This is a genomic window from Methylobacter sp. (assembly GCF_036845245.1).
Taxonomy (GTDB): Bacteria; Pseudomonadota; Gammaproteobacteria; order Methylococcales; family Methylomonadaceae; genus Methylobacter_A.
Window position 1 is genome coordinate 1 of record NZ_DAIUEH010000064.1, and the last position, 26,092, is coordinate 26,092.

The window sequence follows — 26,092 nt, forward strand, 5'->3', positions numbered from 1 at the left end:
CAAGGTCGAATTCGGCTTGGATATTCATGCCTAATTACAGATTTAATCCACTACCTCATTTCTTATCGCTTTAAGTTTGCCAATTCATTCCCATATTATTAAATGAGTATTTAAAATCAGTCTGTTGGTATAGAATTGCCGCTTTTTTTGAAAATCACACCTTATGCAAACCACTGCAATTTATCCGGGAACTTTTGATCCTATTACGAATGGGCATTTGGATCTCATTGCCAGAGCGTCCAGGCTTTATCACAAAGTGGTTGTCGCCGTTGCGGTTAACAGGGGTAAGGCTCCATTATTTTCTTTAGAAGAGCGGGTGGATTTGGTCAGGGCGGTTACCTCGGAGTTTTCCAATGTGTCGGTAATCGGTTTTGGTAACTTGTTGGTGGAATGCGCTAAACAGCAGGGAGCCAATGTGATTTTGCGGGGCTTGCGGGCGGTATCCGATTTCGAATACGAGTTTCAGCTGGCCGGAATGAACCGGCGTCTGGCGCCGGAATTGGAGACCGTGTTTTTAACTCCGGCCGAACAATATGAATTCATTTCTTCAAGCATGATCCGTGAAATTGCACAGTTGAATGGCGACGTGTCCTGTTTTGTTCCTGATCTTGTTCATCAATGTTTAATTAACAAGTTCAAGTCCGAGTGATGTTATGCTGTTTGCCCCAAGGATGAATCCAAAAGGTCAAAGACAGTCTGTATAGCGAAGTGTTTGAGTTTATTTAGTTGAGCAAAGATTTATTGCTCATCAGTGTTGTAATGTGTAGGAGTAGGTATGGCCCTTATTATTAATGATGAATGTATCAATTGTGATGTCTGCGAACCGGAATGCCCGAATGGTGCAATTTCTCAAGGCGAAGATATTTATATCATTAATCCCGAATTATGTACCGAATGTGTAGGCCATCATGACCTGCCGCAATGCATGGATGTTTGCCCGGTCGATTGTATAGACAAAGATCCCACGCATGTTGAAGATAAGGAAAGTTTGTATCAGAAGTATCTGAAACTGATACGCTAGGGATTATGTTTTAGGTTTTAACCAATTCAGACTTTCAGCGGTAGTTCCAGCGGGTCTATATTCCGCCCCGATCCAGCCCGAATAACCCGATTTTTCAATGACTGAAAACATTCGGTCAAAATCGATTTGCCCCGAGCCGGGTTGTCCCCGGCCGGGGCAATCGGCAAACTGGATATGACCGATTTTATCGGCGTATTCGGCAATAAATGCCTCAAGCTTTTCGCTCATCATTTGCATGTGGTAAATATCGTACTGCATAAACAGTTCAGGCCTGTTAAGTTGGTTTAACACGCTGAGCATTTGCGTTCCGCTATGGATGATAAATCCCGGCATGTCGTTGGTGTTGATTGCCTCAAATACTGTTTTAATACCTAAAGGCGAAAAGGCCTCGGCGGCGTAACACAGGTTTTTTTTAAAAGTTTCCAGATAGAATTCCAGTCGGCTGTTATCGTGACAGCGTCCCGGCAGGACGTTGATCGCTTCCGGCTTTAACAGCTCTGCATATTCGACGGTTTGGGCGACGGCTTCCTTAAACTGATCGCGTTTTTCAGGCACGCAGGCAAGGCCTTCGCCGCCTTGCAACAAATCGGCAGCGGCGACATTAAATAAGACCAGTTTTAAGTCGTATGCGTCCAGTTTGTCTTTTATCGCGGTTGCGCTTAAATCGTAAGGAAATTGAATTTCAACGGCATCGAAACCGGCTTGCTTGGCGGCTTTGAAGCGATCGACAAGCATATTTTCAGTAAATAGCAGGCTCAGGTTTGCGGTAAATTTAAGCATCGGTTTTAGTGTATAGCTTGATTAACGTGGAGGGATCTTGTTCAAGGTAACCATGGCTACCATGCAGTTGCATCAACTGCGAGGCCAGTGCGGACATGGGAGTCGCAGTGCCCTGCTTGATAGACAAGTCAACCGCCATGTTCAAGTCTTTTAACAGGGTTTTAACCCGCCATTTGACCGGCTCAAAGGTTTCGGTTGCCATTTCGGGGGCGACGATTTGCAAGGGTTTGGAGTCGGCAAAGCCGCCTGCCAGCGCTGTAGGTATTTGCTTGGCATCGACGCCGGCCTGCTTGGCCAGCGCCATCATTTCGGCGATAACCAGTACATTGCAGCTGACAATCATCTGGTTGCAGATCTTGGTGATCTGGCCGCTGCCCACTTCGCCCATGTGGGTCAATTGTTTATATAACGGCGCCAGGACAACTCGGGCGATTGCGATATGTTCCGCACTGCCGCCCGCCATAATCGCCAGGTTGCCTTGCTCTGCACCGGCAACGCCGCCGGAAACCGGCGCATCGATCCAGCCCATGCCGCATTTTTCGTTTATCAGCGCGGCTAATTGCCGGGTGTTTTCAGGGTGGATGCTGGATAAATCGATCAGCAACTTGCCTGCTGTACCATTCGGCAAAATATCGTTGCGCACAATCGATTCTACGACCGCAGTATCGGCCAGGCACAAAATAATCACTTCAGAGCTTCGGACCAATTCGGCAACGGAACCACAGGCTTTGGCGCCTGCATCAGCGACCGGCCGGAGCTTTTCAGGGCTGCGGTTCCAGACATTGACGCTAAAGCCTGCATTCAACAAACGTAAAGTCATCGGTTTGCCCATTAGGCCGATACCGATGAAGCCGAGGGTGGGTTTTTTATCTGACATGTTTTTAATTTATCACGGGTTAATATTCAAAACGAAAATCACGCAGGCGTTAGCCGATAGCCAAATTCCCATAGTGGGCGGCTTTAAGCGCAAATTTTACGATATAATGACGGCTGATGGTGGCTTAGCCCACTTAAACATAAATCCTTGCTGCATGTTGCCGGCAAGTTTAATCGAGAGGAGGTTTGCGTGGCAAAGGCTAGTGATTTAAAAAGAGGAATGGTGGTTGAGATAAACGGCATTCCGCATGCGGTAAAGCAGGTTGATGCTAAAAGTCCATCGTCCCGAGGTGCATCGACATTATATAAAATCCGTTTTACCAATCTTAAGACCGGCCAAAAACTGGATGAGTCTTTAAAAGGGGATGATTATTTTAAGGATGCCGACCTGGTGCGCGCCAAGGTGCAGTTTTCTTATGTGGACGGTGATAGTTACATCTTTATGAATATGGAAGATTACACCCAGTACACGTTGAGCAGCGACGATTTGGAAGACCAAATCGACTATTTGACCGAAGGTCTGGAAGGCATCGTGGCCTTGTTGGTGGATGATGCGGTGCTGGGCATTGAATTGCCAAGTTCAGTAATATTGCCGATAGTGGAAACCGCGCCGGCTATTAAAGGGGCGACGGCGTCCGGACGTACCAAAACGGCTAGGGTGACCACCGGCTTGGAGGTTCAGGTGCCTGAATATCTTGAGCCTGAGGAATTGATTAAGATCAATACCGAGACAGGGAAATTCATGTCGCGTGCTTGACTCATGCCTGATCGTTTAAGCGTTGCCCAAGGCGAGTTTGAGTTAAACCGGCTGCCAAAGCGTCCACGAGAGTTGCTGCAAGCCTGGGATGCGGCGGATGAATATCTGCTCGACACCGTTGCAGAACGGCTAAAGTTATTAGATGGTGCGCGGATGTTGATAGTCAATGACAGCTTCGGCGCGTTGGCTGTAGCATTGAGTGCTTTTCGGCCTTATGCTGTATCGGATTCTTATTTGTCGCAACAGGCAACGCGGCTCAATCTTGCCGTAAATAACTTGCCTGAGCATAGCGTCAGCTTGTTGAACAGTCTTGGAATGCCGGAGGGTATTTTTGATTTGGTACTGATTAAAGTGCCGAAAACTCTGGCGTTATTGGAAGACGAATTAATACGCTTGCGTCCACATTTAACCGCTTCAACCCAGGTTATTGTCGCAGGCATGATCAAATCCCTGCCGCCTTCGGTTTGGAAATTGCTGGAACGTTTGGTCGGGCCGACGACGACTTCGTTGGCAAGGAAAAAGGCGCGGCTGATCTTTGCATCTCTTGATACCGGGCTGAGTGCTCCATCTAGCCCTTATCCGGTTTGTTATCAGCTTGAAAATACCGACTACCTGATTAGTAATCACGCTAATGTCTTTTCGCGAGACAGTCTTGATATAGGCACTCGCTTTTTTCTCCAGCACCTTCCGTCCCGCCGGGATGCCTGCAACATTATCGATTTGGGTTGCGGTAACGGCTTGGTCGGTTTAATCGCCGCCGAACGTAGTCCGGAGGCGACTGTGCATTTTGTCGATGAATCCTTTATGGCGATTGCATCGGCCAGGGAAAATTTTCAGCGTGTATTTGGAGAGCAACGCGAGGCGACTTTTTGTGTCGGCGACGGTTTGATCGAGGCTGAGCCAGAGTCGGCCGACCTGATTCTGTGCAATCCGCCGTTTCATCAGCAAAATACGATAGGTGACCAGATTGCCGTCAGCTTGTTTAAACAGTCGCGAAGAGTATTGCGTAAAGGCGGCGAGTTGTGGGTGATCGGTAATCGGCATCTGAATTATCACAGCTATCTTGACCGTCTTTTTGGTGCTCATTCGATCATTGCATCGAACTCGAAATTCATCATTGTGAAAGCTGTATTCGCGGGATAACTGGAAGAGCGCGTATAAAATTCGTGCAAAAAAAACTCCCTATGCGTGAGCGTCGGGAGTAAGGAGTCAAACAGGAGAGATACTGTTTGAGGTAGGATAAAACCAAGAGGGGTAAAAACTTTAGTTAAGCAATCTGCGGCTCAATACTATATTGCTGAATATAGCGGCTGTTGCAAACATGATTGTTGAAACAATGAATTCGCCGGAAAGAAACCCCAAAATACCAACGACAAACATCAGCCCTATTAAAATATCTCTTTGAATATCAGTCATTTTAAAGCTCCTTTGCTATTTTGTGGGTAAGAAGTAATCGACGTTGGTTACACTATACATACAGAGATATTAGTTGACAATATCAATAGGTATTGATTAATAATTTCTCTTATGGAAACAATTGGCTAGGTTATTGAATATTTAAATGTAAAACCGGTTTTAAATGCTGGTTTACAAGGATTCAGGCGGGTTTCGGGATGAATACTTTGGGCTGTAAGCCGGAACGGATGGCTATGAATGAACGGGAGAATGCCCCGGTTTCAGGCTGTAAGAACAGGGCTATAAACTTTAATATTTTGTGTTTGATAAGCGAAGAGCTATAGCGTTGGTTCGATCATTATAAGCGGTACGCCTGAAGTCGATGTGCGACTCGGATCATGCAGTAAGCAGTGTAAAGGAAAAAAGTGGGAGTGGAAAATGTCCATATGCTTTAATGATCGACATAAGGTTTTTCACGTTGATGCAGGAATATGGTTTAGAATCGGAGGCGCTTAATTGAATTTACAGCGCCTACTATCTTTTTATTTTATAGGCCAAATTGCTAAAAATGTTTGAGGCTGAGCATAGATCAGCTTTACAGCATAATTTATGCTACCCGATTAATGAGAGCAAATCCCTTTCCAGTAAGGCGCTGCTGCCAAGGTTGAGTTCAACCAGCCGACGTAGTTCGGAAATGCTGTCTATATCGATATGCTCACATTTAAAGCCCACCTTATTGCCTACCACATGTGTTGCAGTGAGTTCCATTTTTATTTGGACCTGTTCGGATAAGCGTAATGTGAGGGTATAGAGTTTCTCCGGATCTTCTTCCCAAGGAAGTTCAAAACGCAATAAACAGCCTTTTAAAGACAGATCAATAATTTCGCAATGCCAAGTTTTTTCTTCGCAACTTAAAATAGCTTCTGCGGTGTAAAGAATACGATGAAAATGGCGGTTGTCGTTGTTTTCTATTGGATGCATGGATTTAATTCAAAAAGAATTGCAGGGATGTGTTGTCAACAACCAACACATCATTTGTTTTTAATTTTAGTGACTTGTCGTTTAAAGGTTCATTGTTTACGGTTATCGTGCCGCTGTTTTCCAACACGGAAACGAAATAACCCTTTTTTCTCTTTGATATTGCAATAACACCGTTGCCGTCATGACCAAGCCGCGTCATGGATTTTTTTAACTGCAAGATTTTACCAATATTACTGCCGGTCAAAATTTGCAAATTAGCGGTTGGAATTTGTAATTCGCTTTCAATTTCCTCATTAAGCGATTTTATGTCTTCGTCAATGAGGCTGTTGAATGCCCGAGCTTCTACATGTTCTGTAGTATTGAAAATGATGTCATGCTTTCCCATCGATATTGCATCGTTGTTATTGAGATGACATGCTTTAATTTTTTTACCGTTGATGATTAATGGAAAGCCATCATTGAGTTGCTTGATAGTGTAATCATCGTCACGAATAATTATAACCGCGTGAGCCGGAGCGACTGCCAAGCTGTCAATGGTTAAATCATTGGTTTCATCACGTCCGATATGCACAATACCCTGCTCAAACAGACCCGAATGGATAGCTTTATCTTTAAAAAAAACAGTGAGTTTTGCCATTGAGCTGGTAGCACATTCTTAAATGAGTTTTGATTATAGACGGTATTATTTTAGTTGTTCAAGAAATTCCCTTTTTTGATTATAACTCTCTCGGTATTGTGGTAAAGATTATTTTCTAGGCAGGAATTTAACCAATTTAACGCTATTTTCATCCCGTTTTATAATCTCCAGAAGATATCCATGCAATCTGATGCTGATTCCGGTTTCGGGTATGGTTTCCATAAATTCAATGATAAGTCCGTTGAGTGTCTTTGGGCCTTCCGTAGGAAGTGTCCATTGAGTGACGCGGTTTAATTCTCTAATGGTAATATTGGCGTCAACCAAGTAGCTACCGTCACTTTGTGTTCTTACGGCGACATCATCAGTGATCAGTTCTCCAACGATTTCCTGCAGTAAATCGTCTAATGTAACCAATCCCTGCACATCGCCATATTCATCGACTACCAGACCTATGCGGATTTTTTCATGCTTAAAACGATGCATTTGGTTATGCACCGGGGTGCTCTCAGGGATAAATGATGGCTTGTCCAGCAGATTTATGATGGTTTGCTTGTCAAAGTCTTCTTGATTAAGCAGTGCAAGTATCTTTCTTAAATGTATAAAACCAATAATTCTGTCGATGCTGGTTTTGTATACGGGTAATCGGGTATGGGGGCTGGTTTTTATCCGGGTAATGATATCTTCAACCGGCAACTCAAGGTCTACACCAATAATTTCATTGCGTGGTGTCATGATGTCTTCAACAGTCGCCGATTCGAGATCCAGTATGCCCATCAGCATTTTTTGGTAGCGTGCGGGCATTAAGCTTTCCGCATCGCTAATAATACTTTTTAATTCGTCTGTATTGAGAGCATCATGGTAGTTTTTTTTGACATCGACCCCAACTATTCGAAGTAACAGGTTAACAAATAAATTGACGAACCAAACGACGGGATACAAAAGTTTTAGTAAGGGGGTGTAAATCCAGGCGGACGGGAAAGCAAGTAGCTCCGGTTTGATCGCAGCAAGTGTCTTGGGCGTTACTTCTGAGCAAATAAGCATTACGATAGTCAAAATCCCGGCAGCGATAGCGATACTGGATTCTTTATCCGTATAGAGCTTTATGGCAATAACAGTGGCTATCGAGGATGCAAAATTATTGACAAAACTATTGCCCAGTAAAATCAAGCCGAGCAAGCGATCCGGTCTTTGCAGTAGTTTATGTGCTTTAATTGCACCTGAATGTTTTAGTTTGACTAAATGTCTTAAACGATAACGGTTTAGCGTCATCAAAGCCGTTTCCGAACCGGAGAAAAAAGCGGAAAAAATAAGCATGGCGGCAAGCATGCCAAACAGCATGCTAAGGGGCATATCATTCAAAGAAAGGGTACTCTGGGGTTGTGAAAACAACCCTAGTGTCTATGATGAGAAATTTTTGTCAAGCTTGGATACGGCTTGTATATTGTTTTATTTGTGTAAATAACATTAAGAAGAATATAGAACAATATGAAATAAAAAAGAATTTTGACATAGTAAGGATTCGATGCTTAACTTTGCCGAATAGTTAAATAATTAAAAAGAGTTATTTTTAAGGTCATGCTGAGTGATAGGCCGCAGTCATTGTGGCGGAAAGTGCAGGGCTAAATCTAAATGGCCTCAATGTGAGTGATGAGTGTAAAAACATGGCGTTGCCGCGTATTTTGTTAATTGACGACAATAAAATAAGAACCCAGCAACTGGAGACGATTTTTCAGTTTATGGCGTACAAGATAGAAACCGTGGGTTCAGCGGATTATGCATCTTGTTTTAATGGAACTGATCATTTATGTGGCATTTTTGTCGGTGATGGCATCGAGAAGCAAGCGACTGTCGTCAGTAATATTGTGGAACGGGCAGATCAAATCCCTGTCATTTTATTAATCAATAAGGGGACTGCACTCCAGGTTTCTACTGCAATTACTAATAATGTGTTTCAAGTCTTCGAATGGCCGACTACGTACCCGGTCTTGAAACCGATACTCGACAAGTTTTCTGCATCCGCCAGGCAAACGGCTTTTACAGTACGGGAATCGTCCGATCGTCGTGCATCTTCAGCTGACCGGCTAAAAGGTAAGAGCCGGGCTATAGCCGGTATCCGTAAACTGATTGATCAGGTTGCAGAGTCAGATGCGACGGTTTTAATTCTGGGTGAGTCAGGAACAGGAAAAGAAGTGGTTGCCCGTTCTTTGCATGATGCTTCCTTCCGGAAAGACAAACCGTTTGTGCCTATAAATTGCGGTGCGATTCCGGGAGAATTATTGGAAAGCGAGTTGTTTGGTCACGAGAAAGGAGCGTTTACCGGTGCTTTAAGCGCCCGGCAAGGACGCTTTGAAATGGCTGAGGGCGGAACTCTTTTCCTGGATGAAATTGGCGATATGCCCTTGGCTATGCAGGTTAAGCTATTGCGCGTATTGCAGGAACGTACTTTTGAACGCGTAGGCAGTAACAAAACCATACATTGCGATGTGCGGGTGATTGCTGCAACGCACCGGTATCTTGAAAATGAGATTAAAGAAAACCGGTTTCGGGAGGATTTGTTTTACCGCTTAAATGTTTTTCCTATTGAAATACCGGCTTTAAAGGACAGGGCCGAAGATATTCCCCTGTTAGTAAATGATCTTATTACTCGCATGGAAGCGTCCAATCGTGGCTCAGTGCGGTTGACCAATGCTGCATTAGCTGTGCTGATGCAGCATGAATGGCCGGGTAACGTCAGGGAATTGGCAAATTTGATTGAAAGATTAGCCATTATTAATCCCAAAGGATTGGTCGACGCGGCTGATTTGCCGGAAAAGTTTCAACTATATAAAGTTCCTGAAGAAATAATTAATGCCCCTGAAGCAGCTATGGTCAATACGGAAGATGATGAGCCGGTTGAGCAAATTGAGGTTGTCGGTACTTTTGATGGCTCTACGACTGTTTTAGCGCAGTTGCCGGAGCAGGGTATAGATTTGAAAGAATATTTGAATGTTTTAGAAATCGATTTGATACGTCAAGCGTTAAACGAATGCAGCGGAGTGGTGGCGCATGCGGCCAAGCGGTTGAATATGCGACGTACAACATTGGTTGAAAAACTGCGTAAATACGATTTGCAGCGTTAAGGTTAAAAAGTCATTTTTTTGGCATCATTAAATAACTCATTGAAAATAAATGTATTAATATTTGGTCTGGTTTTTGCTTAAGTAACTTTAAGTTGCAGTAAAACAAGAGCGATCAGACATGAATACTCAGAAAAAGCAAAAAACCGAACAGCTTACCGATGCATTTCGCATCTTTAATCAGCTATCCCAGAATTTATCTATTTCTTATCAAGGATTGGAAGAGCAGGTTGCTAAACTGCATGGCGAGCTTGCCTTTGCCCATAGTGAGCGACTTAAAACCCTTGAGGAAAAAGAAAAGCTTGCAAGCCGCCTAGAAAAAATATTGGCAGCGCTTCCGGCGGGGGTTATTGTGCTGGATGTGGATGGTAAAGTAGTGGATTGTAATGCGGTAGCGACAGATTTCTTAGGTGAGCCGCTGATTGGCCTGGATTGGCTCGACGTTGTTACCCGCAGTCTGATTCCCGTCGTTGGTAATCCTCATGAGCGCCAATTGTGTAACGGCAAACGGGTGAATATGACGGTCAGTAGGGACATTGCGCGTAACAACCTTAGTGATTCAGGACAAATCGTTTTGTTATCGGATGTCAGTGAAATGCGAAACCTGCAGGACATGCTGAATCAACAAAAGCAATTGTCGGCAATGGGGGAAATGGTGGCCAGTATGGCGCATCAGGTCAGAACGCCATTGGCGACAGCGATACTCTACGCATCGCAAATGAGTAGTCCGGCATTGGATAACGAAAAACGGCAACGGTTTTCACAAAAAATTCTTGAGCGCCTGCAATACTTGGAAAGGCAGGTCAACGATATGTTGATTTTTGCCAAAGACGGACGTTTGGCGATGGAGAGTTTTTCATTGGCCGAATTATTAAATCACCTCAAGGAAACGATAAAAGAATATACCGGCAGCGGCGGAATTGATTTGCAGATTATCAATGAGGTGCAAAATGATGCAATGTTGGGTAATGAAAATGCCTTACGCGGTGCGCTGCTTAATTTATTGAATAACGCGGTTGACGCAGTAGGACGGATGGGATGCGTATCGATCAAACTGGATCAGCTTGACGGCAGTAAATTGCGGATTGTCATTAAGGATGACGGGCCCGGCATTGATAAAGAGCTTCGGCTGCGGATTTTTGAGCCGTTTTTTACCACTAAAACTTACGGCACCGGTTTGGGCTTGGCCGTCGTCGACAGTGTAGTGAAAGCCCATGGCGGCGATGTTCAGGTTGAGTCGGTTCCTGGACAGGGTACTGCTTTTTCGTTAGTCCTGCCTTGTATCAATCAGGCATATAACTTATTGCCGGGCGGCTATTCACATCAGGCTATCCTGCCTGATGCCCTTCGGGTAAATGCAAATCTGTTCCAGACAGATTTGTCCGGTAAAAATCATCATCAAATGGAGATGAGACATGAAACAGTATGATGTGTTGGTTGTTGAGGATGACCTGTCATTATGCGAGGCGCTTTGTGACACTCTGGAGATAGGTGGTTATCGTGTGGTTTCGGCTCGTAACGGTACCGAAGCATTAATCAAGCTGGAGCTCGGCCAATTTAAGCTGGTCGTTAGCGATGTGCAGATGCCGGTTATGGACGGCTTTCAATTGCTGAAAAATATGCAGCATAAATATTCGGAAACACCGGTATTGCTGATGACGGCTTTCGGCACCATTCCCAAGGCAGTGGAGGCCATGCAGGCAGGCGCTTGCGATTATCTTATCAAGCCATTTGACGCTCAGGCTCTGGTAAATAAGGTAGCTGATTATGTGACAGCCAATCCGTTAGCGGCTAATACAGCGGTTAACGAACGAGTCGTGCAAGACGAAAGCATGAAAAAGCTCTATGCCCTGACTGCCAAAGTAGCTAAAACCGATGTTACCGTATTGTTGCAGGGTGAAAGCGGAACCGGTAAAGAAGTTATTGCCCGTTATATTCATCAGAACTCAACGCATTATCAGGGGCCTTTTGTCGCAGTGAATTGTGCCGCTATTCCTGAAAATATGTTGGAAGCGATGCTGTTCGGTTATGAGAAAGGTGCCTATACCGGAGCGGTTCAGTCCATGCCTGGAAAGTTTGAACAAGCGCAAGGCGGCACTTTATTGCTGGATGAAATAGCCGAAATGGATTTAGGTTTACAGGCGAAATTATTGCGGGTACTGCAAGAAAAGGAAGTCGAGCGCTTGGGCAGTCATAAAAAAATCAAGCTGAATGTCAGAATTTTGGCGGCGACCAATCAGAAGTTAAAAGAGCAGATGGAACAGGGACGGTTTCGTGAGGATTTATATTACCGCCTCAATGTGTTCCCTATTAATATTCCGCCGTTACGTAGTAGACCTGGCGATATTTTGCCGCTAGCTCAGGAATTAATGCAACGCCATCGGCTGGAAGGCAAAAAGTTGCCTGAATTCGATAAGGAGGCTAGTGAAAAAATGTCGGCTTATAGCTGGCCTGGTAATGTCAGGGAGTTGGATAATGTGGTGCAACGGGCTCTTATTTTGCGGGCTGGCGATAAGATTACCGTTGATGATTTGGTGTTTGAGGATGCGGGATCAATAATGGAAGCGATTAGTAGGAATTCGTCGTTTGAGACTGTAGAAGACGAATCGTATCTACCCGATATTAAAGATGAAAAGCCGGAAATTCGTGCATTGGGGGAAGGGGTTCGCTCTGCCGAAGAAAATATTATTTTACAGACCTTGCAGATGGAAAATGGCAGCCGCAAGATAACCGCTGAAAAGTTGGGCATTAGTCCCAGAACACTCCGATATAAAATGGCCAGGATGAAAGATTCGGGTGTTATTATTTCATGCTAAGATGTGGCATTAAAAATGCTCTAAACTCTATATTATTAAGAATGTAAGAGGAGAACCCCATGAGTGAGATGAATGTAAATCAAGTTTTAGCTCAGATGAGGGCAATGTCGCTTGAAGCCGGCGGCGGTAAAGTGCAAGATACAGGTGGCGGTGCTGATTTTGCGGCAATGTTAAAGCAGACCATAGGAACTGTTAATGACACTCAACAAACTGCCGGAAAAATGACGGAGGCTTTTGAATCGGGCGATACCAATGTAAGTCTCGCGGAAGTTATGGTGGCTTCGCAAAAAGCTAGTGTTTCATTTCAGGCAATGCTACAGGTCAGAAATAAATTAGTTGAAGCCTATCAAGATGTCATGAATATGCCAATGTAGTGCGGCAAACTGTAATTAAAAAATGAGCGAACAGAGCGGTAATAGTCTAATTGAAGCAAATCGCCAACATGACCCTATAGCAAAAGAGAAAGGTCATCTTGAAGGTGAAGCGTCTCATATTTTTGCGACCAAGGTCGAAGCGCATCCTGCCATTAAAGGCTTGGCCGGGCTGACTATAGGGCGTCAGATCGGGTTGATGCTGGGGCTGGCTCTTAGCGTTGCTATTGGTGTTGCTATTGTTTTATGGTCGCAGGAGCCTTCTTACGGACGCTTGTATTCTGAAATCGGCGAAAGTGATGTGGCTGAAATTCTCGAAGTTCTCAATAAAGAAAATATCAAATATAAAGTCGAAAACGGTTCCGGGGCTATTATGGTGCCGATGGACCAGGTGAGCACAATAAAGCTCAAGCTGGCGGCTCAGGGATTGCCCAAAAGTAATAGTCTGGGATATGAGTTACTGGATAAAGATCAGGGTTTCGGGGCCAGTAAAAGTGTCGAAACGATGCGCTTCCAGAGAGCCTTGGAAGGTGAGATTGCTCGCACTATTATGTCCATCCAGAATATAAAAATGGCGCGAGTATTGTTAGCTCTCCCCGCGCAGTCAGTGTTTGTGCGGGAACGTAAGAAGCCCAGCGCTTCAGTCATAGTCAATTTATATCAAGGCAGATCACTTGATAAAGGCCAAGTTGAATCAATTATTCATTTAGTCGCGTCCAGTGTGCCGCAATTGGAAGCTGAACAAGTGACAGTTGTCGACCAAAAAGGTCAGTTGTTAAATAGCAATGATTCATCCGTAGCGGGTAATTTGACGTCCAAGCAGTTTGAATATAAGAAGAATATTGAAGAGCACCTGATGGGGCGGATTGAAAATATTTTGTCGCCTTTGGTCGGTGGTGACGGGATGCGCGTACAAATTTCAGCGGATGTGGATTTTACCGAGACAGACAGAACCCAGGAAATGTTCAATCCGGATTTGCCGGCATTAAGAAGCGAACAAACATCGGAAGAGCAAAGTACGCAGTCCGCCATCCAAGGTGTTCCGGGCGCATTATCAAATCAACCGACTCCTGCCGGTGTAGCTCCGGATCCGGCTGCCGCTGCAGCTGCAACGGCAGCCTCGGGTTCGCCCGTCACTGCCACAAGTTCGACTGCCTCCACGCCCCCCGGATCGGCATCAAAAAATGCAACCAGAAATTATGAGTTGGATAAAACCATTACCCATACCCGCTTAGCTACAGGGGCGTTACGTCGATTGTCCGTAGCCGTGGTCGTTGATGATCGGCATATTGCCCAAAGTGATGGCATCGTTAAAGCGCAGTCTTATTCTCAAGAAGACATTCATCGTTTTAGTGATCTGGTTAAGCAGGCGGTAGGCTTCGACAGTAGCCGGGGGGATCAGGTTACCGTTACGAATGTGGCTTTCAAAATAGACGAGCTTGTTGAAGCATTGCCTGCGATACCTATTTGGGAGCAAGGCTGGTTTCTTGATCTTATGAAACAAGCCGCCGCTGTGCTTGCAGTATTATTCCTGCTTTTTGGGGTGTTGCGACCGACTATGCGCAGTCTTGTCGCTCGGGACATCGAAGAGAAAAAAGCCTTAGCGTTGACTGAGGCGCAAGAAAAGGCAGTCGCTATAGGAGGGTCGGTTCGTTTTGATGAACATGGCCTGCCTATCGCTGTACCGGCCGGTCAGCAAAACGTAAGTTTTTCGATGCCCAATGCTATGGAAATGCAGGATCTGCTGCTTTTGGATGTGCCCCAAAGTTACGAGCATCGTTTGGAATATGTGAAGCGATTGGTTGATGATGATTCGAAAGTAGTCGCGCAAGTTATTAAATCATGGATTAAAAAAGATGGCTAAGGCGGAAAAACAGTTAACCCAGGTTGATCGTGCCGCTGTATTGTTGCTGGCGCTGGGAATGGAGAGAGCAGCTCTCGTCTTAAAGCACATGTCTCCCAGAGAAGTGCAGACTTTGGGCATCACCATGGCAAGCGTGGGAGAGATTTCCATAGAAATGATGGATGAAGTGGTTGAGGAATTCATTGTCGCGGTAAAGAGACAGACGGCTCTGGGGATGGATACCGATGAGTATATTCGTACTGTATTGATCAGCGCTTTGGGAGCAGATAAGGCAAACAGCATCCTTGATCGAATTTTACAGGGTGGTAATACTAAAGGTATTGAGCAGCTGAAGTGGATGGATACCCGGTCGATTGCCGACATGATTCGTTTGGAGCATCCTCAGATTGTCGCGACTATTATGTCTTTGATGGAAAGTGAGCAGGCGGCTGATGTGATGATGTTTTTGCCAGAAAGTATGCGTTCTGATCTGATGATGAGGATTGCAACGATGAAAGGCATACAGCCAGCCGCCTTGCGTGAGCTGGATCAAATCATGGAAAAACAGTTAACCGGTTCTGATAATGTCAAGTCGACAAATATTGGCGGTGTCGATGCGGTAGCTAATATTTTAAACTTCCTGGATGGCGGCGCGGCAGATTTAGTGATGTCGGGGATTGCCGAACATAGGTCTGAATTGGCTCAGGAAATTCAAGAGAAGATGTTTACTTTTGAAGATCTTACTACGATTGACGAAAGAGGTATGCAAACATTATTGCGTGAAATTTCAACCGGGCAATTGTTGCTGGCGTTACGCGGAGTAGGCAGTGAGCTTAAGGAAAAAATATTCAGTAATATGTCCAAACGGGCAGCAGAAATGCTGCGTGATGATTTGGAGGCTTCCCCGCCTGCTAAGCTAAGCGAAGTGGAGTTAGCGCAGAAAGATATATTGGCTATTGCTAAAAAACTAGCGGATGCAGGTGAGATACAAATGGGAGTCGGCGGTGATGAACTCATCTAAGACACCCAGATTCACTGCAGCTGAGCTTGAATCGTTAAGATTATGGAGCATGCCGGATGTTTCCGGTGTAGATGCTCCTGTTAGGGAATCTGAAACGGTAGAGCTTGAGGATGAGCAGACACCGATTTTAACGGTTGATGAAATTGAATCCATGCAGAAGCAGGCCTATGACGAAGCATTTGCGCAAGGCAAAATGCATGGTTTTCAGCAAGGTTTTGATGAGGGGTCAAAAAAAGGTTACGAGGATAATTTGCACTTGCTGCAAAGCCAGGCGGCAATGTTGGTCGGCCTTTTGGAATCTTTAAGTGAGCCTTTTAAACGCCTTGATGAAGAGGTGGAAAAAGAGCTGGTTAAGCTGGTTATCGGTATCGCAACGCAAATAATACGTCGGGAAATCAAGCTGGATCCCGGGCAAATCGTTGCGGTTGTTCGTGAAACAATCAATGTCCTGCCGCTAGCATCGCAAAAGATCAGTTTGAGATTGCACCCTGAAGATGCCGAGGTGGTGCGTTCTGCATTAGCGCTGGATGAGATGTCGCCAAGCTGGGGCATAGTTGAGGATCCGTTAATTACTCGGGGGGGCTGCGAAGTCGATACCGAGCTTTCACATATTGATGCGACAGTAGAGCATCGATTGGCCGCTGTTATTTCAACTCTATTGGGTGGTGAGCGGGCGCACGACTCTACAGATGCAGTCAGTGGAGCTATTGCCGAGAATAAAAGTTTGTGATTCCAGATGTAAATCGATCACAAGTTTGGCTGGCTAAATTAAAGCCTTACTCCGAAAGATTGAAGGAAGTCCCTGAGCTTGTGGTCGAAGGCAGGCTTTCCCGGATGGTGGGTTTGACGCTGGAAGCGGTGGGCTGTCGAGCGGCTATTGGTTCCCGCTGCAGAATTGAGGCTAAAAATGGCAGAATGATTGAAGCGGAAGTCGTGGGGTTTTCCGATGCGCGCATTTTTTTGATGCCAACTGCCGAAGTCCATGGTCTTGAGCCGGATTGCCGGGTCATTCCTATGGGCAAAAATAGTTTGGCCAGAGTGGGCTTCGGCTTGCTGGGGCGCGTGTTGGATGGTGCAGGCAATGCGATTGATGACAAAGGTCCGCTTAAAACCGATGCGCTGATTTCTCTCAATGGCGCGCCTATCAATCCGTTGTCGAGAAGGCCTATACGAGAGCCGCTTGATGTCGGTGTTAGGGCAATAAATTCGATACTCAGCGTAGGGCGCGGGCAGCGTATGGGATTGTTTGCCGGTACCGGCGTGGGTAAAAGTGTGCTGCTAGGAATGATGACTAAATTTACCACGGCGGATATTGTTGTTGTCGGGCTGATTGGCGAGCGGGGACGAGAAGTTAATGAATTCGTCCTGAAGACCTTGGGCGAAGAGGGGCTGAAAAGAGCCGTAGTGGTTGTATCGCCTGCGGATTGCCCGCCTTTGATGCGTGTTCATGCTGCTTTATTGTCAACCAGCATTGCCGAGTATTTTCGTGATCAGGGGCTTGATGTTTTATTGTTAATGGACTCATTAACTCGATTTGCACAGGCACATCGTGAAATTGCCCTGGCTATTGACGAGCCTCCTGCCACTAAGGGCTATCCGCCTTCAGTTTTTGCCAAATTACCGCATTTGGTGGAGCGCGCCGGTAATGCCGATCACGGTGGTGGATCTATAACTGCATTTTATACTGTTCTGGCCGAGGGTGATGATACTAATGATCCTATTGCCGATGCGGCGAGAGGGGTGTTGGATGGGCACGTTATATTATCCAGAAGCTTGGCTGAATCAGGACATTTTCCGGCTATCGATATAGAGGCGTCAATCAGTCGGGTTATGCCGGATATTATTGATGCCGGTCATTTGAAAATGGCGCGGGAGTTAAGGCGATTGTATTCACTTTATCAGCAAAATCGCGATTTAATCAGTGTCGGTGCGTATCAACCAGGGTCAGATCCTAGAATAGACAAGGCCATTGAAAAAAATCCGGCGATTTTAGATTTTTTGCAGCAGGACATGGATGAGCCGGTTGATATGAATCGGAGCTTACAGGAATTGGCAATGTTACTGGGCATAAACAGGGTGGCCATCGGCTGATATCCAAGCCCTTTCGGGATATTAAAGGAAAGAAGTGAAAAAATCGCAACGTATTAAAACAATTGTGGACATTAAAGCGACACAGGAAAAAAAAGCTTTGGAAGTGCTGGGTGTGGTTCAGAGAAAGCTTCAGACTATGCAGGCTCAAGTTGAAGGGTTAAGAAACTATCGGCAGGAATATCAGGATAGATTCGAGCAGCTGGGTATTAAAGGTGTCAATGTTGCGCAGCTTCTGGAGTTTAGGTCATTTATTGATAAACTTGATAAGGCAATAATTGGTCAAGAACAAATGTTGAGTTCAGTTGAAGTTGAAGTCATAGCCAAAAGAAAAATCTGGGAAGAATTGCATCATAAAACCCAAAGTCTGCAGAAGGTTTGCGATTCGGCTTTAGTGGTGGAAATGAAGCAGGAAGCTAAACGAGAACAGCAGGAACAGGATGAGAGGGCATCCCGGATAGGTCGAAATAACTCTAGTGGCATAGGAAGTGCTTAGTAATTATGTGAGAATTCAGGAGAATTGATTATGATTATTGAAAGTGCAAATTTATTATCTTTGGCGCCAAATAGCAGTGGTACGGTAGAAAATATAACGCCGCCTTTGATTGATAGTGGTGTTATTTCTGAAGGTTTCTCGGACGCATTAGTGGCGCAGATTGAGTTGCTGGGTAATATAAAAACCGGGGATTCATTGTCGCTGCAAACACAGGGCACTGTCGGCGTGCAAGGTGATATTGCCGGTTTGTCGGGAGTCAAGGTTGATACGCAAGATTTTGCCGCTTTATTAGGCAATGGTTTGCCGCCGTCATATAAAACAAAAGACGATGCTGACCATGAGGCTGCTTTAGCCGCAGTAACGGATACATTAAAATATATTGCTGTAGGCACTACTGCTGGAGAAAAGGCAGCAGTGATTGAGCAAAATGTGAAAGATGTGATTGCAATGGCTGTTCCTACTGGGCAAACCGTAACAAATGCTGTTGCATCGGCAGTTCCTGCTGGGCAATCCCTAACAAATGTAGGTGCAACGGCAGTTCCGGTTGAACAAAATATAAAAAATGAGGTTGTGACGGCGGTTCCGGTCGAGCAAAACGCGACAGATGTGAGTGCTGAGTCTGGACAAAGTATGAAAGATGTTGCAATAGAGGCTTCTGCTCAAATGAATTTGGCGCATGGAAATGATAAGCCTGAAAAGAAGAAGGTTGAAGATGATGCTCAAGTAACGGTTGTTGCAAATAATAGCGGAACTGAAGAGCAGTCGGTGATGCCTATTCCTCTTCTTCCTGTAATACAAGCTGAACAAACAAAAACAGCCAATAATCCGACATCTACGGATACAATTGCAGACGGTGGGTTACTATCTTTTATAAAACAATCAACTGGGGATGTTAAGTCGAGTCAGCCAGTGAAAGTTCCTGATAATATCCTGCAAAGCGAAACAGTTTTTCGTCAGCCGGTTCAGGATAAACAGGGTTTTAATTTAAATTACTTTCAGAATTCAGAGCAAACTGAAAAGACCGGACGGACTGATCAGCAGGTATTGAGTTTAGAGGATGGAAAGACATTGTCCCGAGTTGGAACGGATATGGTCCAGCCTAATAAGATCGTTGAGAATAAAGCAGATGTTCCCGCGATGACCAAGCCGCTAGCGCATCCCGAATGGAATAAAGATTTAGGCGATAGGATTGTGTGGATGAGTAACAAAGCAATACCTTCGGCAGAAATCAGACTGAATCCGCAACATCTTGGTCCTATATCGGTTCGTGTTGATGTGACTGATGATCAGGCAACTGTTGTCTTTACAGCACAGCATGCGGCTGTAAGAGAAACGCTTGAAGCTTCTATTCCCAAGTTACGGGAAATGATGGGTTCCCAGCAGCTCAACCTGGTTGATGTGAGTATTTCTCAAGGCCCCGCGCCAGATCAGGGACGCTCACAATCGCAAAATTTTGCGCAAACAGCTGATGGTCGGAGACAGGGGGCTATGGCTGCTGCTGATGGAATTGATGAGGTTGAACAAGAAATCGCAAGCGGACGGGCTGTAGTCAGCAAAGGCTTGCTGAGTATTTACGCTTAGGTTAGCAGCGTTGCGTTAATTTTGTGCTTATCGCTCCGAGATATAAACTATATTATTAGCATTGAGGCTAATGCGGGCTGTTTCTGAACTCCATGCTTTTCAATAGCTGAAAAAACATCTATAATGCGCGGTTCTTAGGAGCTGTCCGCTCCTCCTTGCTTTACCATCTTTATTAAGATAGAGGTGGGAGGCTTAACCGAAAGGAAAAAACATGCGACATTATGAAATTGTCTTTTTAGTCCATCCTGACCAGAGTTCTCAGGTCCCAGCGATGATCGAACGTTATAAATCAACCATCGAAACCGCATCCGGTAAAATTCATCGCTTGGAAGACTGGGGTCGCAGACATCTGGCTTATCCGATCAATAAAATTCATAAAGCGCATTACGTGCTGATGAATGTTGAGTGCGATCAGGCGACCTTGGAAGAGTTGGAAAGTGGTTTTCGTTTTAATGATGCCATCTTGCGCAGTATGACTTTATTGCAAAAAGCAGCCATCACTGGAGCATCTATCATCGCTACATCAACAGCCGAAGAAAATAAAGCGGCTGAATCAAGAGCTAAAGATGCGGCGGCCAGAGAAGCAGTGGCCGTGGCAGCTGATGAAGTTGATCTTGATGATATCGACGAAGACTTTGATGCTGACGCACTCACTTCTGAATAAAACTTTTAACACTTGGATTTACGAGAATTATTATGGCACGTAACATTAGACGCAAAAAATTCTGCCGATTCAGTGCAGAAGGTGGAACAGAGATTGACTATAAAGATCTGGACTTGTTAAGTGATTACATCACTGAAACCGGTAAAATCGTCCCTAGCCGCATTACAGGAACCAGCGCCAAGTATCAAAGGCAATTAGGCGTTGCAATTAAACGCGCTCGTTTTATTGCATTGTTGCCTTTTTGCGACGCTCACAAATAATACACTGGACGATCAGTGGGCTTTTTAGCTAAGTACATTATGCGGGGGAGAATACAAGCCATGCTCGTGGCTTCTACCCTCGCGTTGGTATCGCTGGTCATGCCCCCGGTGAGTATAGTAAGTTCAGCCTCTGTTGCCCTTGTTACTTTAAGACGAGGTGCTATTGAGGGCTTCATTGTTTTAGCGTGTTCAACTGCGGTAGCGGCGGTATTTGGTTTTTTCCTATTAGGTAATTATCAGTTTGTATTGCTTTATGGGGTGGTGCTGTGGGTTCCTGTATGGTTGATTTCAATCATACTAAGAGAAGGGCGGTATTTATCTCTGGCCATTGAAGTTGCCGTATTGCTTGGTGTGCTGGGGGTTGTTGGTTTTTATCTTTATAACGCCGAGTCGGCAACTATGTGGAAGAGCATACTTTCACAAATGGTACCGCCGAATGCTCCCGTTGAAGATATCCAGCATACTTTGGATATGCTTTCGCATTACATGACCGGAATAGTTGCTGCCGCATCAGTGTTTGGTCTGCTTTTTGGTCTATTTCTGGGGCGGTGGTGGCAAGCTTTGCTCTATAATCCGGGTGGATTCAGGCAAGAATTTTTGTCATTGAATACGCATCCAAGGCTGGCAATCGGCAGTATTGTGGTGGTAGTTGTCGCATCATTAAGTTCCGGTGTGATTTCTGAAGTATCGTGGAATATCGCTATTTTGCTGTTTGTGTTGTACACATTTATCGGAACGGCAGTGCTGCATACCGTATTTGCCTCGATGAAGATGGGCCGATTTATAGTGCCGATGTTTTATGTGACATTGTTTTTGATACCCCATGCCATGTTGCCGGTTGCTGTAGTTGGGCTGAGTGATGCATGGATAAACTTACGAAATAAAATTTCGAATCAACAAACGCCTTGATGGCGTAAAAAAATAGCCGGATAAAATCCGATAACGAGGTAATAAAAGATGGAAGTTATTCTTCTTGAAAAGATAGCAAACTTGGGTAACCTAGGTGATAAAGTCGTCATTAAATCAGGTTATGGTAGAAACTATCTTGTTCCGTACGGTAAGGCTGTTGCTGCAACAGCTACTAAAATTGCTGAATTTGAAGCGCGTCGCGCAGAGCTTGAGAAAGCGGCAGCTGAAAAGCTGAGTGCAGCTCAGGCGCGTGCCAATGCATTGGGTAAACTTCAGGTTGTTATTACTCATAAAGCAGGCGATGAAGGCAAATTATTCGGCTCAATAGGTACGCAAAATATCGCTGACGCTATTACCGAAGCAGGTGTTTCAGTTGAAAAGCATGAGATTCGTTTGCCTCAAGGTGTCATTCGTCAAATCGGCGAATATCAGATCGACATTAATTGCCATACCGATGTTATTGTAAAAATGCCTATAAAAATTGCTGCTGAAGCATAATAATTTAGGTATAAGGTAAAAAAGTTAAAGGTTGAAGGGGCGAGTAAAATCTTTCCTGTGACCTTGACTTTTTTAACTATGCGAGTTCTTTATTCTTGTTTTTTTTATCTGTTAGTTCCCCTTATACTGATTCGCCTGATCTGGCGAAGTATCAAAGCTCCCGCATATCGATACAGATGGAGCGAGCGGTTCGCCCTCTACAATAAAAAATTTCCCCAGAATGTTATCTGGTTTCATGCGGTTTCAGTGGGTGAGGCCGAAGCTTTATTTCCGTTGGCCAAGAAAGTACAGCGAGAGTTTCCCGATACACGGCTATTAATTACGACCACAACACCCACAGGCTCTGCTCGTGTTAAAGCGGTAATGCAGGAAAGCGTGGAGCATGTCTACTTGCCGTATGACATGCCTTGTGCAGTTAACCGGTTTATACAGTGTTTTAAGCCGAGAATAGCAGTGATCATGGAAACTGAAATTTGGCCTAATCTTTTTGCCTGTTGCGGTAAACATGAAATTCCTTTGTATATTATCAATGCCCGCTTATCGGAAAAGTCGGCAAATGGTTATCAAAAAATCCCTGCTCTTATTTCTCCAGCTTTAGCTTGCGTCAAGTCAATTGCAGCGCAAACTCAGGATGATGCCAATCGCTTTATTGCTATTGGTGCAAAAGTTGAAACAGTAAGAATGCTAGGCAATATAAAGTTTGATGTTGATGTTTCGAGCGAGATTGTTAAACAAGGCGAGCAATTAAAGGCTGATTTGTTTGGCGGCAGGTTTGTTTGGCTGATTGCTAGTACTCACAAAGATGAGGAAGTAATATTTCTTGAGATTTATAAAAAACTAAAGCAGCAAATTCCTGAGTTATTGCTGGTTATTGTGCCAAGGCATCCGGAGCGTTTTGTTGAGGTAAAAAAACTGTGTGAACAGAATCAGCTGGCTGTGGTAATGCGTACAGCCTGCGAAATTTGTCATCAGTATACTGATGTTTATCTGGCCGATACTATGGGTGAGTTAAAGATGCTTTATGCAGCCTCCGATGTAGCGTTTATTGGGGGTAGTATGGTGTCCGTAGGCGGGCATAATATTCTTGAGGCTGCCGCCGTTGGAACTCCGGTTTTGTTTGGGCCGTATATGGCAAATTTCAAAGAAATAGCTGAAAGAGTAATGCAGCAGAATGCGGCAATACAATGTCAGGATGAAAGCGAGATAATTAGCGCGATTATTGCTCTGTATGCGGATTCCGCATACAGGCAATCGTTAGCTGAAAAAGGTAAAGCGTTTATTCAACAGAATCAGGGGGCGATCACTAAAATTTTTGATATGCTCAGCCAGAATATTTGACTTTAGTTCATATTCTCTTTGTTCTCGTTCATAGTAGAGTAGCGTTTATGCATTGCGCCCCTGTTTTGCATACATAATTGCCAATACGAAACATACAGCTTTATTGGTAATAGAAGTCGATTTGATTAATAAGGCGCTGCAATGCTGTGTCAAGCCTATATGAGGCTCGCTTTATTTCACAGCCAACACGGTTTATCTGCCTGTTGTGCTTAAGAGGAATAGTTATGTTGTTAACTATTTCCAAGCAGGCAAGGAGTATGCTTTTATCGGGTAGGACAATATTGCAGTCTGTATAGAGTCCTCCAATGATTGTAGGTTGCTCATTTTCAGATTGGTTGATATAGGATAGACCGGTGACACTGAGGTCAGCAACGTTGAAGTAGTCAGCTTGATTTTTATATTGAATTTTAACGGGAATATTAATCGGGACTTTTACTCGGCGGGCGTCTCTTCGTTGCACCCATTCCATACTTTGGGGAAGAGGCGCCTTTAGATTAAAGGTGCCATCGATGTCATACCCATTAAGTTCACTTAATATAAAGTTGACGGCTATGCCTTCAAGATTACCAGAGACCGCGACTGTGCTTTGCATGAGCAAATCTTTATTAAATTGTTCGTTTTGGAATCCGCCCAGAAAGATATGATTGCCTTCAATACAGGTAATCGTCGTTAAAAGTGTACTTACTGCAAATTTTCCAGGAACTTGGATGGACAGCAAGGTATTTTTGCTGGCTAGTAAATTCAGTTTTTTTCTGATGTCTTCTTGATTGGCAGTAGTGTAGTTACTATACGTATTATCTATAATTGCGGGTTCTGGGGTGCATTTGTGATGTGGTTCGGTATGATTTTCTTGATATGTCAGCATTGTATTCCCCGTCATATATTTGATGAAGTGTATTGGTATCATTGTTTAAGCAATAAATTAGCCATAAATTAATTTAATATTTATTTCAGCTATTTATTGGTCTTATGCTTTTGTTATGACATTGAAAAAAGCGTATTTTGTAACTGGAGCGGCAATATCTAGCCTACTGGTATGTTGAGCTTGGGTAAAAGCGGCAAGGCGGTGTTGGTGGGCGATTCGGCATGTGCCGGCTCTTGGGGGGGCTTTCTTTGGTCGGGATTAATTGGTACGGAACGAGAAAAATAACCTCTCAATACCTTGCGGACACGGCAGAGAGGTTAATAAGTTAAGCAGCGTATCATGAGTAGAGGCTACTTGTGGGGCCTGCACTAGGAGGGAGCTGATTATCTTGAAGCCGGCGGTTTTGCGCTATAGCATATTTTAAATAATTATTATAAACAAGCATATAAGAACTATCTGTGCGTTATTGCTCAGAATTAATTATTTTGCAGCATGCTTAGTCCATAATAATATAAATTCCTGTATCTGCAGCTGCTAACGGATTTGCGCTATTGATACTTTTCAATCTATCGTAATGATGCGGATTCAATAGGGTTTTGCGAATATCTTCGAGGTTAGGCTTTGGTTCTTGGCAGACAAAGCTTCTATTTTGAGAGTTCTCATTCTTTTTTATAACATTTACTATAGCTGACTACATTGAAGAGACGTTGCATCATGAATGAAATAAAAGATAAATCAGTTCAAGCCTTTATTGATGAATTGGCTAGCAAAGCGCCTACTCCCGGTGGCGGTAGTGCGGCAGCTGTAATGGGTGCGCAAGCTGCCGCTTTAATTAGCATGGTCTGTAATTTGACCATAGGTAAGCCCAAGTATGCTGAAGTTGAATTTGAAATGCGGTCATTGTTGGAAAAGTCCGAAGTATTGCGTGAAACGCTGATGGGTATGATCAAAGCCGATGTTGATGTCTTTGATCGTTTAATGGCGACGTACGGTTTACCAAAAGATTCTGATGAAGAAAAAGCTGTGCGTACTGAGGCAATCCAATCCGCATTAAAGGAAGCAACAATAGTTCCTTTGAAGTGCGCGAACGCATGTTTAGAAGCTATTGCATTGAGCAGGGTTGCCGCAGAAAAAGGTAATGTAGGTGTGATCAGTGATGCAGGTGTTGCAGTAATGGCGGCTTACGGCGGACTAAAAAGTGCAGCGTTAAATGTTTATATCAATGCAGGAGGACTTAAAGACAGAGTCTTTGCTGATGCGAAATTAGCGGAGTTGGAATCGATTTTGAATGGAGCTGATGTAGCTGCCGAAGAAGTGTATCAAATCGTTAAAGCCAAGCTTTAAATGTTGAAAATTATTACAGTTACTTCTTATCTTTTTGATAAAAATGCAGTTAATTAAATTTGAAGTGTAAAGTGGATCCCGATATCCGGGCAATAATTTAAGATGGTAGCCTGCGATAAAAAGGAGCGGGTTGTGAGTGAAAAAAGTGTAAGATTTTTATCGGCACGCAAAAAGCCAAGGTTGCTTTGGAAGCGGTTAAAGGGGCTAAAGCCGTCAATGAGATCGCTTAGGAATTCGGTGTGCATCCGGCCCAAGTGAATCAATTGGAAAACGGCGTCTAAATTTTTCTAATACTACAGCAAAAGAGCGTTTGAACTTTCCAGTAGCCATCCACTATCGTGTTGATAATATTACACATGAATTTTTTTGCTGAAAAATTTAACGCTGATTGGTGGTAAATATTGAAAGCGTGCGACGTGAAGTCACACCAGTTAT

General features: G+C 44.4%; 27 protein-coding genes. 20 read left to right on the forward strand and 7 right to left on the reverse strand.

The window, feature by feature from the left end; all coding sequences use genetic code 11:
- Positions 1-163 precede the first annotated feature (163 nt).
- Both coaD and V7051_RS21350 read left to right on the forward strand, forming a co-directional pair.
- Positions 164-649: a pantetheine-phosphate adenylyltransferase gene (gene coaD, locus V7051_RS21345; protein WP_333878467.1), complete on the forward strand. Its 486-nt coding sequence runs from the start codon at positions 164-166 to the stop codon at positions 647-649.
- A gap of 126 nt (positions 650-775) precedes the next feature.
- Positions 776-1,021 carry a YfhL family 4Fe-4S dicluster ferredoxin gene (locus tag V7051_RS21350; RefSeq protein ID WP_333878469.1) on the forward strand — a complete coding sequence of 82 codons (246 nt, stop codon included), beginning with the start codon at positions 776-778 and terminating at the stop codon, positions 1,019-1,021.
- Positions 1,022-1,024: 3 nt separating this feature from the next.
- On the opposite strand, the gene V7051_RS21355 is transcribed toward V7051_RS21350, so the two are convergent.
- Together V7051_RS21355 and V7051_RS21360 are read right to left on the reverse strand one after the other, a co-directional pair.
- Positions 1,025-1,801 carry a hydroxypyruvate isomerase family protein gene (locus V7051_RS21355; protein WP_333878471.1) on the reverse strand — a complete coding sequence of 259 codons (777 nt, stop codon included), beginning with the start codon at positions 1,799-1,801 and terminating at the stop codon, positions 1,025-1,027.
- Positions 1,794-2,678, reverse strand: coding sequence for an NAD(P)-dependent oxidoreductase (locus V7051_RS21360; protein WP_333878473.1), 885 nt, complete (start codon positions 2,676-2,678; stop codon positions 1,794-1,796). The genes V7051_RS21355 and V7051_RS21360 overlap by 8 nt, the downstream gene beginning before the upstream one ends.
- Before the next feature lie 189 nt (positions 2,679-2,867).
- On the opposite strand from V7051_RS21360, the gene efpL reads away from it, so the two are divergent.
- Both efpL and V7051_RS21370 read left to right on the forward strand, forming a co-directional pair.
- The gene (gene efpL / locus V7051_RS21365) at positions 2,868-3,434 is read left to right on the forward strand and encodes an elongation factor P-like protein EfpL (RefSeq protein WP_333878474.1); all 567 of its coding nucleotides are present in this window, start codon (positions 2,868-2,870) and stop codon (positions 3,432-3,434) included.
- A 3-nt stretch (positions 3,435-3,437) separates the two neighbouring features.
- Positions 3,438-4,577 (forward strand): methyltransferase, encoded by a 1,140-nt coding sequence (locus tag V7051_RS21370; RefSeq protein WP_333878477.1) that lies wholly within the window; start codon positions 3,438-3,440, stop codon positions 4,575-4,577.
- Between the two features lie 120 nt (positions 4,578-4,697).
- On the opposite strand, the gene V7051_RS21375 is transcribed toward V7051_RS21370, so the two are convergent.
- The 4 genes from V7051_RS21375 to V7051_RS21390 all read right to left on the reverse strand — a co-directional run bounded on the left by V7051_RS21375 (position 4,698) and on the right by V7051_RS21390 (position 7,806).
- A complete protein-coding gene (locus V7051_RS21375; protein WP_333878479.1) occupies positions 4,698-4,850 on the reverse strand; it encodes a hypothetical protein in 153 nt (50 codons plus the stop codon).
- Positions 4,851-5,441: 591 nt separating this feature from the next.
- On the reverse strand, positions 5,442-5,810 hold the full coding sequence (locus V7051_RS21380; RefSeq protein ID WP_333878480.1) for a PilZ domain-containing protein: 369 nt from the start codon (positions 5,808-5,810) through the stop codon (positions 5,442-5,444).
- Positions 5,811-5,814: 4 nt separating this feature from the next.
- Positions 5,815-6,447 carry an FHA domain-containing protein gene (locus V7051_RS21385; RefSeq protein ID WP_333878482.1) on the reverse strand — a complete coding sequence of 211 codons (633 nt, stop codon included), beginning with the start codon at positions 6,445-6,447 and terminating at the stop codon, positions 5,815-5,817.
- A 108-nt stretch (positions 6,448-6,555) separates the two neighbouring features.
- Complete coding sequence (locus tag V7051_RS21390; protein WP_333878484.1) at positions 6,556-7,806, reverse strand: HlyC/CorC family transporter; 1,251 nt, start codon at positions 7,804-7,806, stop codon at positions 6,556-6,558.
- A 281-nt stretch (positions 7,807-8,087) separates the two neighbouring features.
- Here V7051_RS21390 and V7051_RS21395 point away from each other — a divergent pair, with 281 nt between their 5' ends.
- From V7051_RS21395 to waaA, 15 genes are all read left to right on the forward strand, one after another.
- Positions 8,088-9,566, forward strand: a complete 1,479-nt coding sequence (locus tag V7051_RS21395; RefSeq protein WP_442919687.1) for a sigma-54 dependent transcriptional regulator — start codon at positions 8,088-8,090, stop codon at positions 9,564-9,566.
- 118 nt (positions 9,567-9,684) lie between these two features.
- Complete coding sequence (locus V7051_RS21400) at positions 9,685-10,992, forward strand: sensor histidine kinase (RefSeq protein WP_333878487.1); 1,308 nt, start codon at positions 9,685-9,687, stop codon at positions 10,990-10,992.
- Positions 10,979-12,379 carry a sigma-54-dependent transcriptional regulator gene (locus V7051_RS21405; RefSeq protein ID WP_333878489.1) on the forward strand — a complete coding sequence of 467 codons (1,401 nt, stop codon included), beginning with the start codon at positions 10,979-10,981 and terminating at the stop codon, positions 12,377-12,379. Before V7051_RS21400 ends, V7051_RS21405 begins: the two co-directional genes overlap by 14 nt.
- Before the next feature lie 59 nt (positions 12,380-12,438).
- Positions 12,439-12,753: a flagellar hook-basal body complex protein FliE gene (gene fliE / locus V7051_RS21410; protein WP_333878492.1), complete on the forward strand. Its 315-nt coding sequence runs from the start codon at positions 12,439-12,441 to the stop codon at positions 12,751-12,753.
- Positions 12,754-12,775: 22 nt separating this feature from the next.
- On the forward strand, positions 12,776-14,614 hold the full coding sequence (gene fliF / locus V7051_RS21415) for a flagellar basal-body MS-ring/collar protein FliF (RefSeq protein ID WP_333878493.1): 1,839 nt from the start codon (positions 12,776-12,778) through the stop codon (positions 14,612-14,614).
- Positions 14,607-15,614 carry a flagellar motor switch protein FliG gene (gene fliG / locus V7051_RS21420; protein WP_333878495.1) on the forward strand — a complete coding sequence of 336 codons (1,008 nt, stop codon included), beginning with the start codon at positions 14,607-14,609 and terminating at the stop codon, positions 15,612-15,614. Before fliF ends, fliG begins: the two co-directional genes overlap by 8 nt.
- Positions 15,601-16,344 carry a flagellar assembly protein FliH gene (locus tag V7051_RS21425; protein WP_333878520.1) on the forward strand — a complete coding sequence of 248 codons (744 nt, stop codon included), beginning with the start codon at positions 15,601-15,603 and terminating at the stop codon, positions 16,342-16,344. The genes fliG and V7051_RS21425 overlap by 14 nt, the downstream gene beginning before the upstream one ends.
- Complete coding sequence (gene fliI / locus V7051_RS21430; RefSeq protein ID WP_333878497.1) at positions 16,341-17,705, forward strand: flagellar protein export ATPase FliI; 1,365 nt, start codon at positions 16,341-16,343, stop codon at positions 17,703-17,705. Before V7051_RS21425 ends, fliI begins: the two co-directional genes overlap by 4 nt.
- A 34-nt stretch (positions 17,706-17,739) precedes the next feature.
- Complete coding sequence (fliJ, locus tag V7051_RS21435; protein ID WP_333878498.1) at positions 17,740-18,198, forward strand: flagellar export protein FliJ; 459 nt, start codon at positions 17,740-17,742, stop codon at positions 18,196-18,198.
- Between the two features lie 30 nt (positions 18,199-18,228).
- A complete protein-coding gene (locus V7051_RS21440) occupies positions 18,229-19,779 on the forward strand; it encodes a flagellar hook-length control protein FliK (protein ID WP_333878500.1) in 1,551 nt (516 codons plus the stop codon).
- 211 nt (positions 19,780-19,990) lie between these two features.
- Positions 19,991-20,443: a 30S ribosomal protein S6 gene (gene rpsF, locus V7051_RS21445; protein ID WP_333878502.1), complete on the forward strand. Its 453-nt coding sequence runs from the start codon at positions 19,991-19,993 to the stop codon at positions 20,441-20,443.
- Between the two features lie 32 nt (positions 20,444-20,475).
- Positions 20,476-20,703: a 30S ribosomal protein S18 gene (gene rpsR / locus V7051_RS21450; RefSeq protein ID WP_104424167.1), complete on the forward strand. Its 228-nt coding sequence runs from the start codon at positions 20,476-20,478 to the stop codon at positions 20,701-20,703.
- A 15-nt stretch (positions 20,704-20,718) separates the two neighbouring features.
- The gene (locus V7051_RS21455) at positions 20,719-21,612 is read left to right on the forward strand and encodes a hypothetical protein (RefSeq protein WP_333878510.1); all 894 of its coding nucleotides are present in this window, start codon (positions 20,719-20,721) and stop codon (positions 21,610-21,612) included.
- A gap of 48 nt (positions 21,613-21,660) precedes the next feature.
- Positions 21,661-22,110 (forward strand): 50S ribosomal protein L9, encoded by a 450-nt coding sequence (gene rplI / locus V7051_RS21460; RefSeq protein WP_333878512.1) that lies wholly within the window; start codon positions 21,661-21,663, stop codon positions 22,108-22,110.
- Between the two features lie 78 nt (positions 22,111-22,188).
- Positions 22,189-23,448, forward strand: a complete 1,260-nt coding sequence (gene waaA, locus V7051_RS21465; RefSeq protein ID WP_333878522.1) for a lipid IV(A) 3-deoxy-D-manno-octulosonic acid transferase — start codon at positions 22,189-22,191, stop codon at positions 23,446-23,448.
- 100 nt (positions 23,449-23,548) lie between these two features.
- Here the strand turns inward: waaA and V7051_RS21470 are convergent, their stop codons facing one another.
- On the reverse strand, positions 23,549-24,313 hold the full coding sequence (locus tag V7051_RS21470) for a flagellar brake protein (protein WP_333878513.1): 765 nt from the start codon (positions 24,311-24,313) through the stop codon (positions 23,549-23,551).
- A 714-nt stretch (positions 24,314-25,027) separates the two neighbouring features.
- Here V7051_RS21470 and fchA point away from each other — a divergent pair.
- Complete coding sequence (gene fchA, locus V7051_RS21475) at positions 25,028-25,657, forward strand: methenyltetrahydrofolate cyclohydrolase (RefSeq protein WP_333878517.1); 630 nt, start codon at positions 25,028-25,030, stop codon at positions 25,655-25,657.
- Positions 25,658-26,092 lie beyond the last annotated feature (435 nt).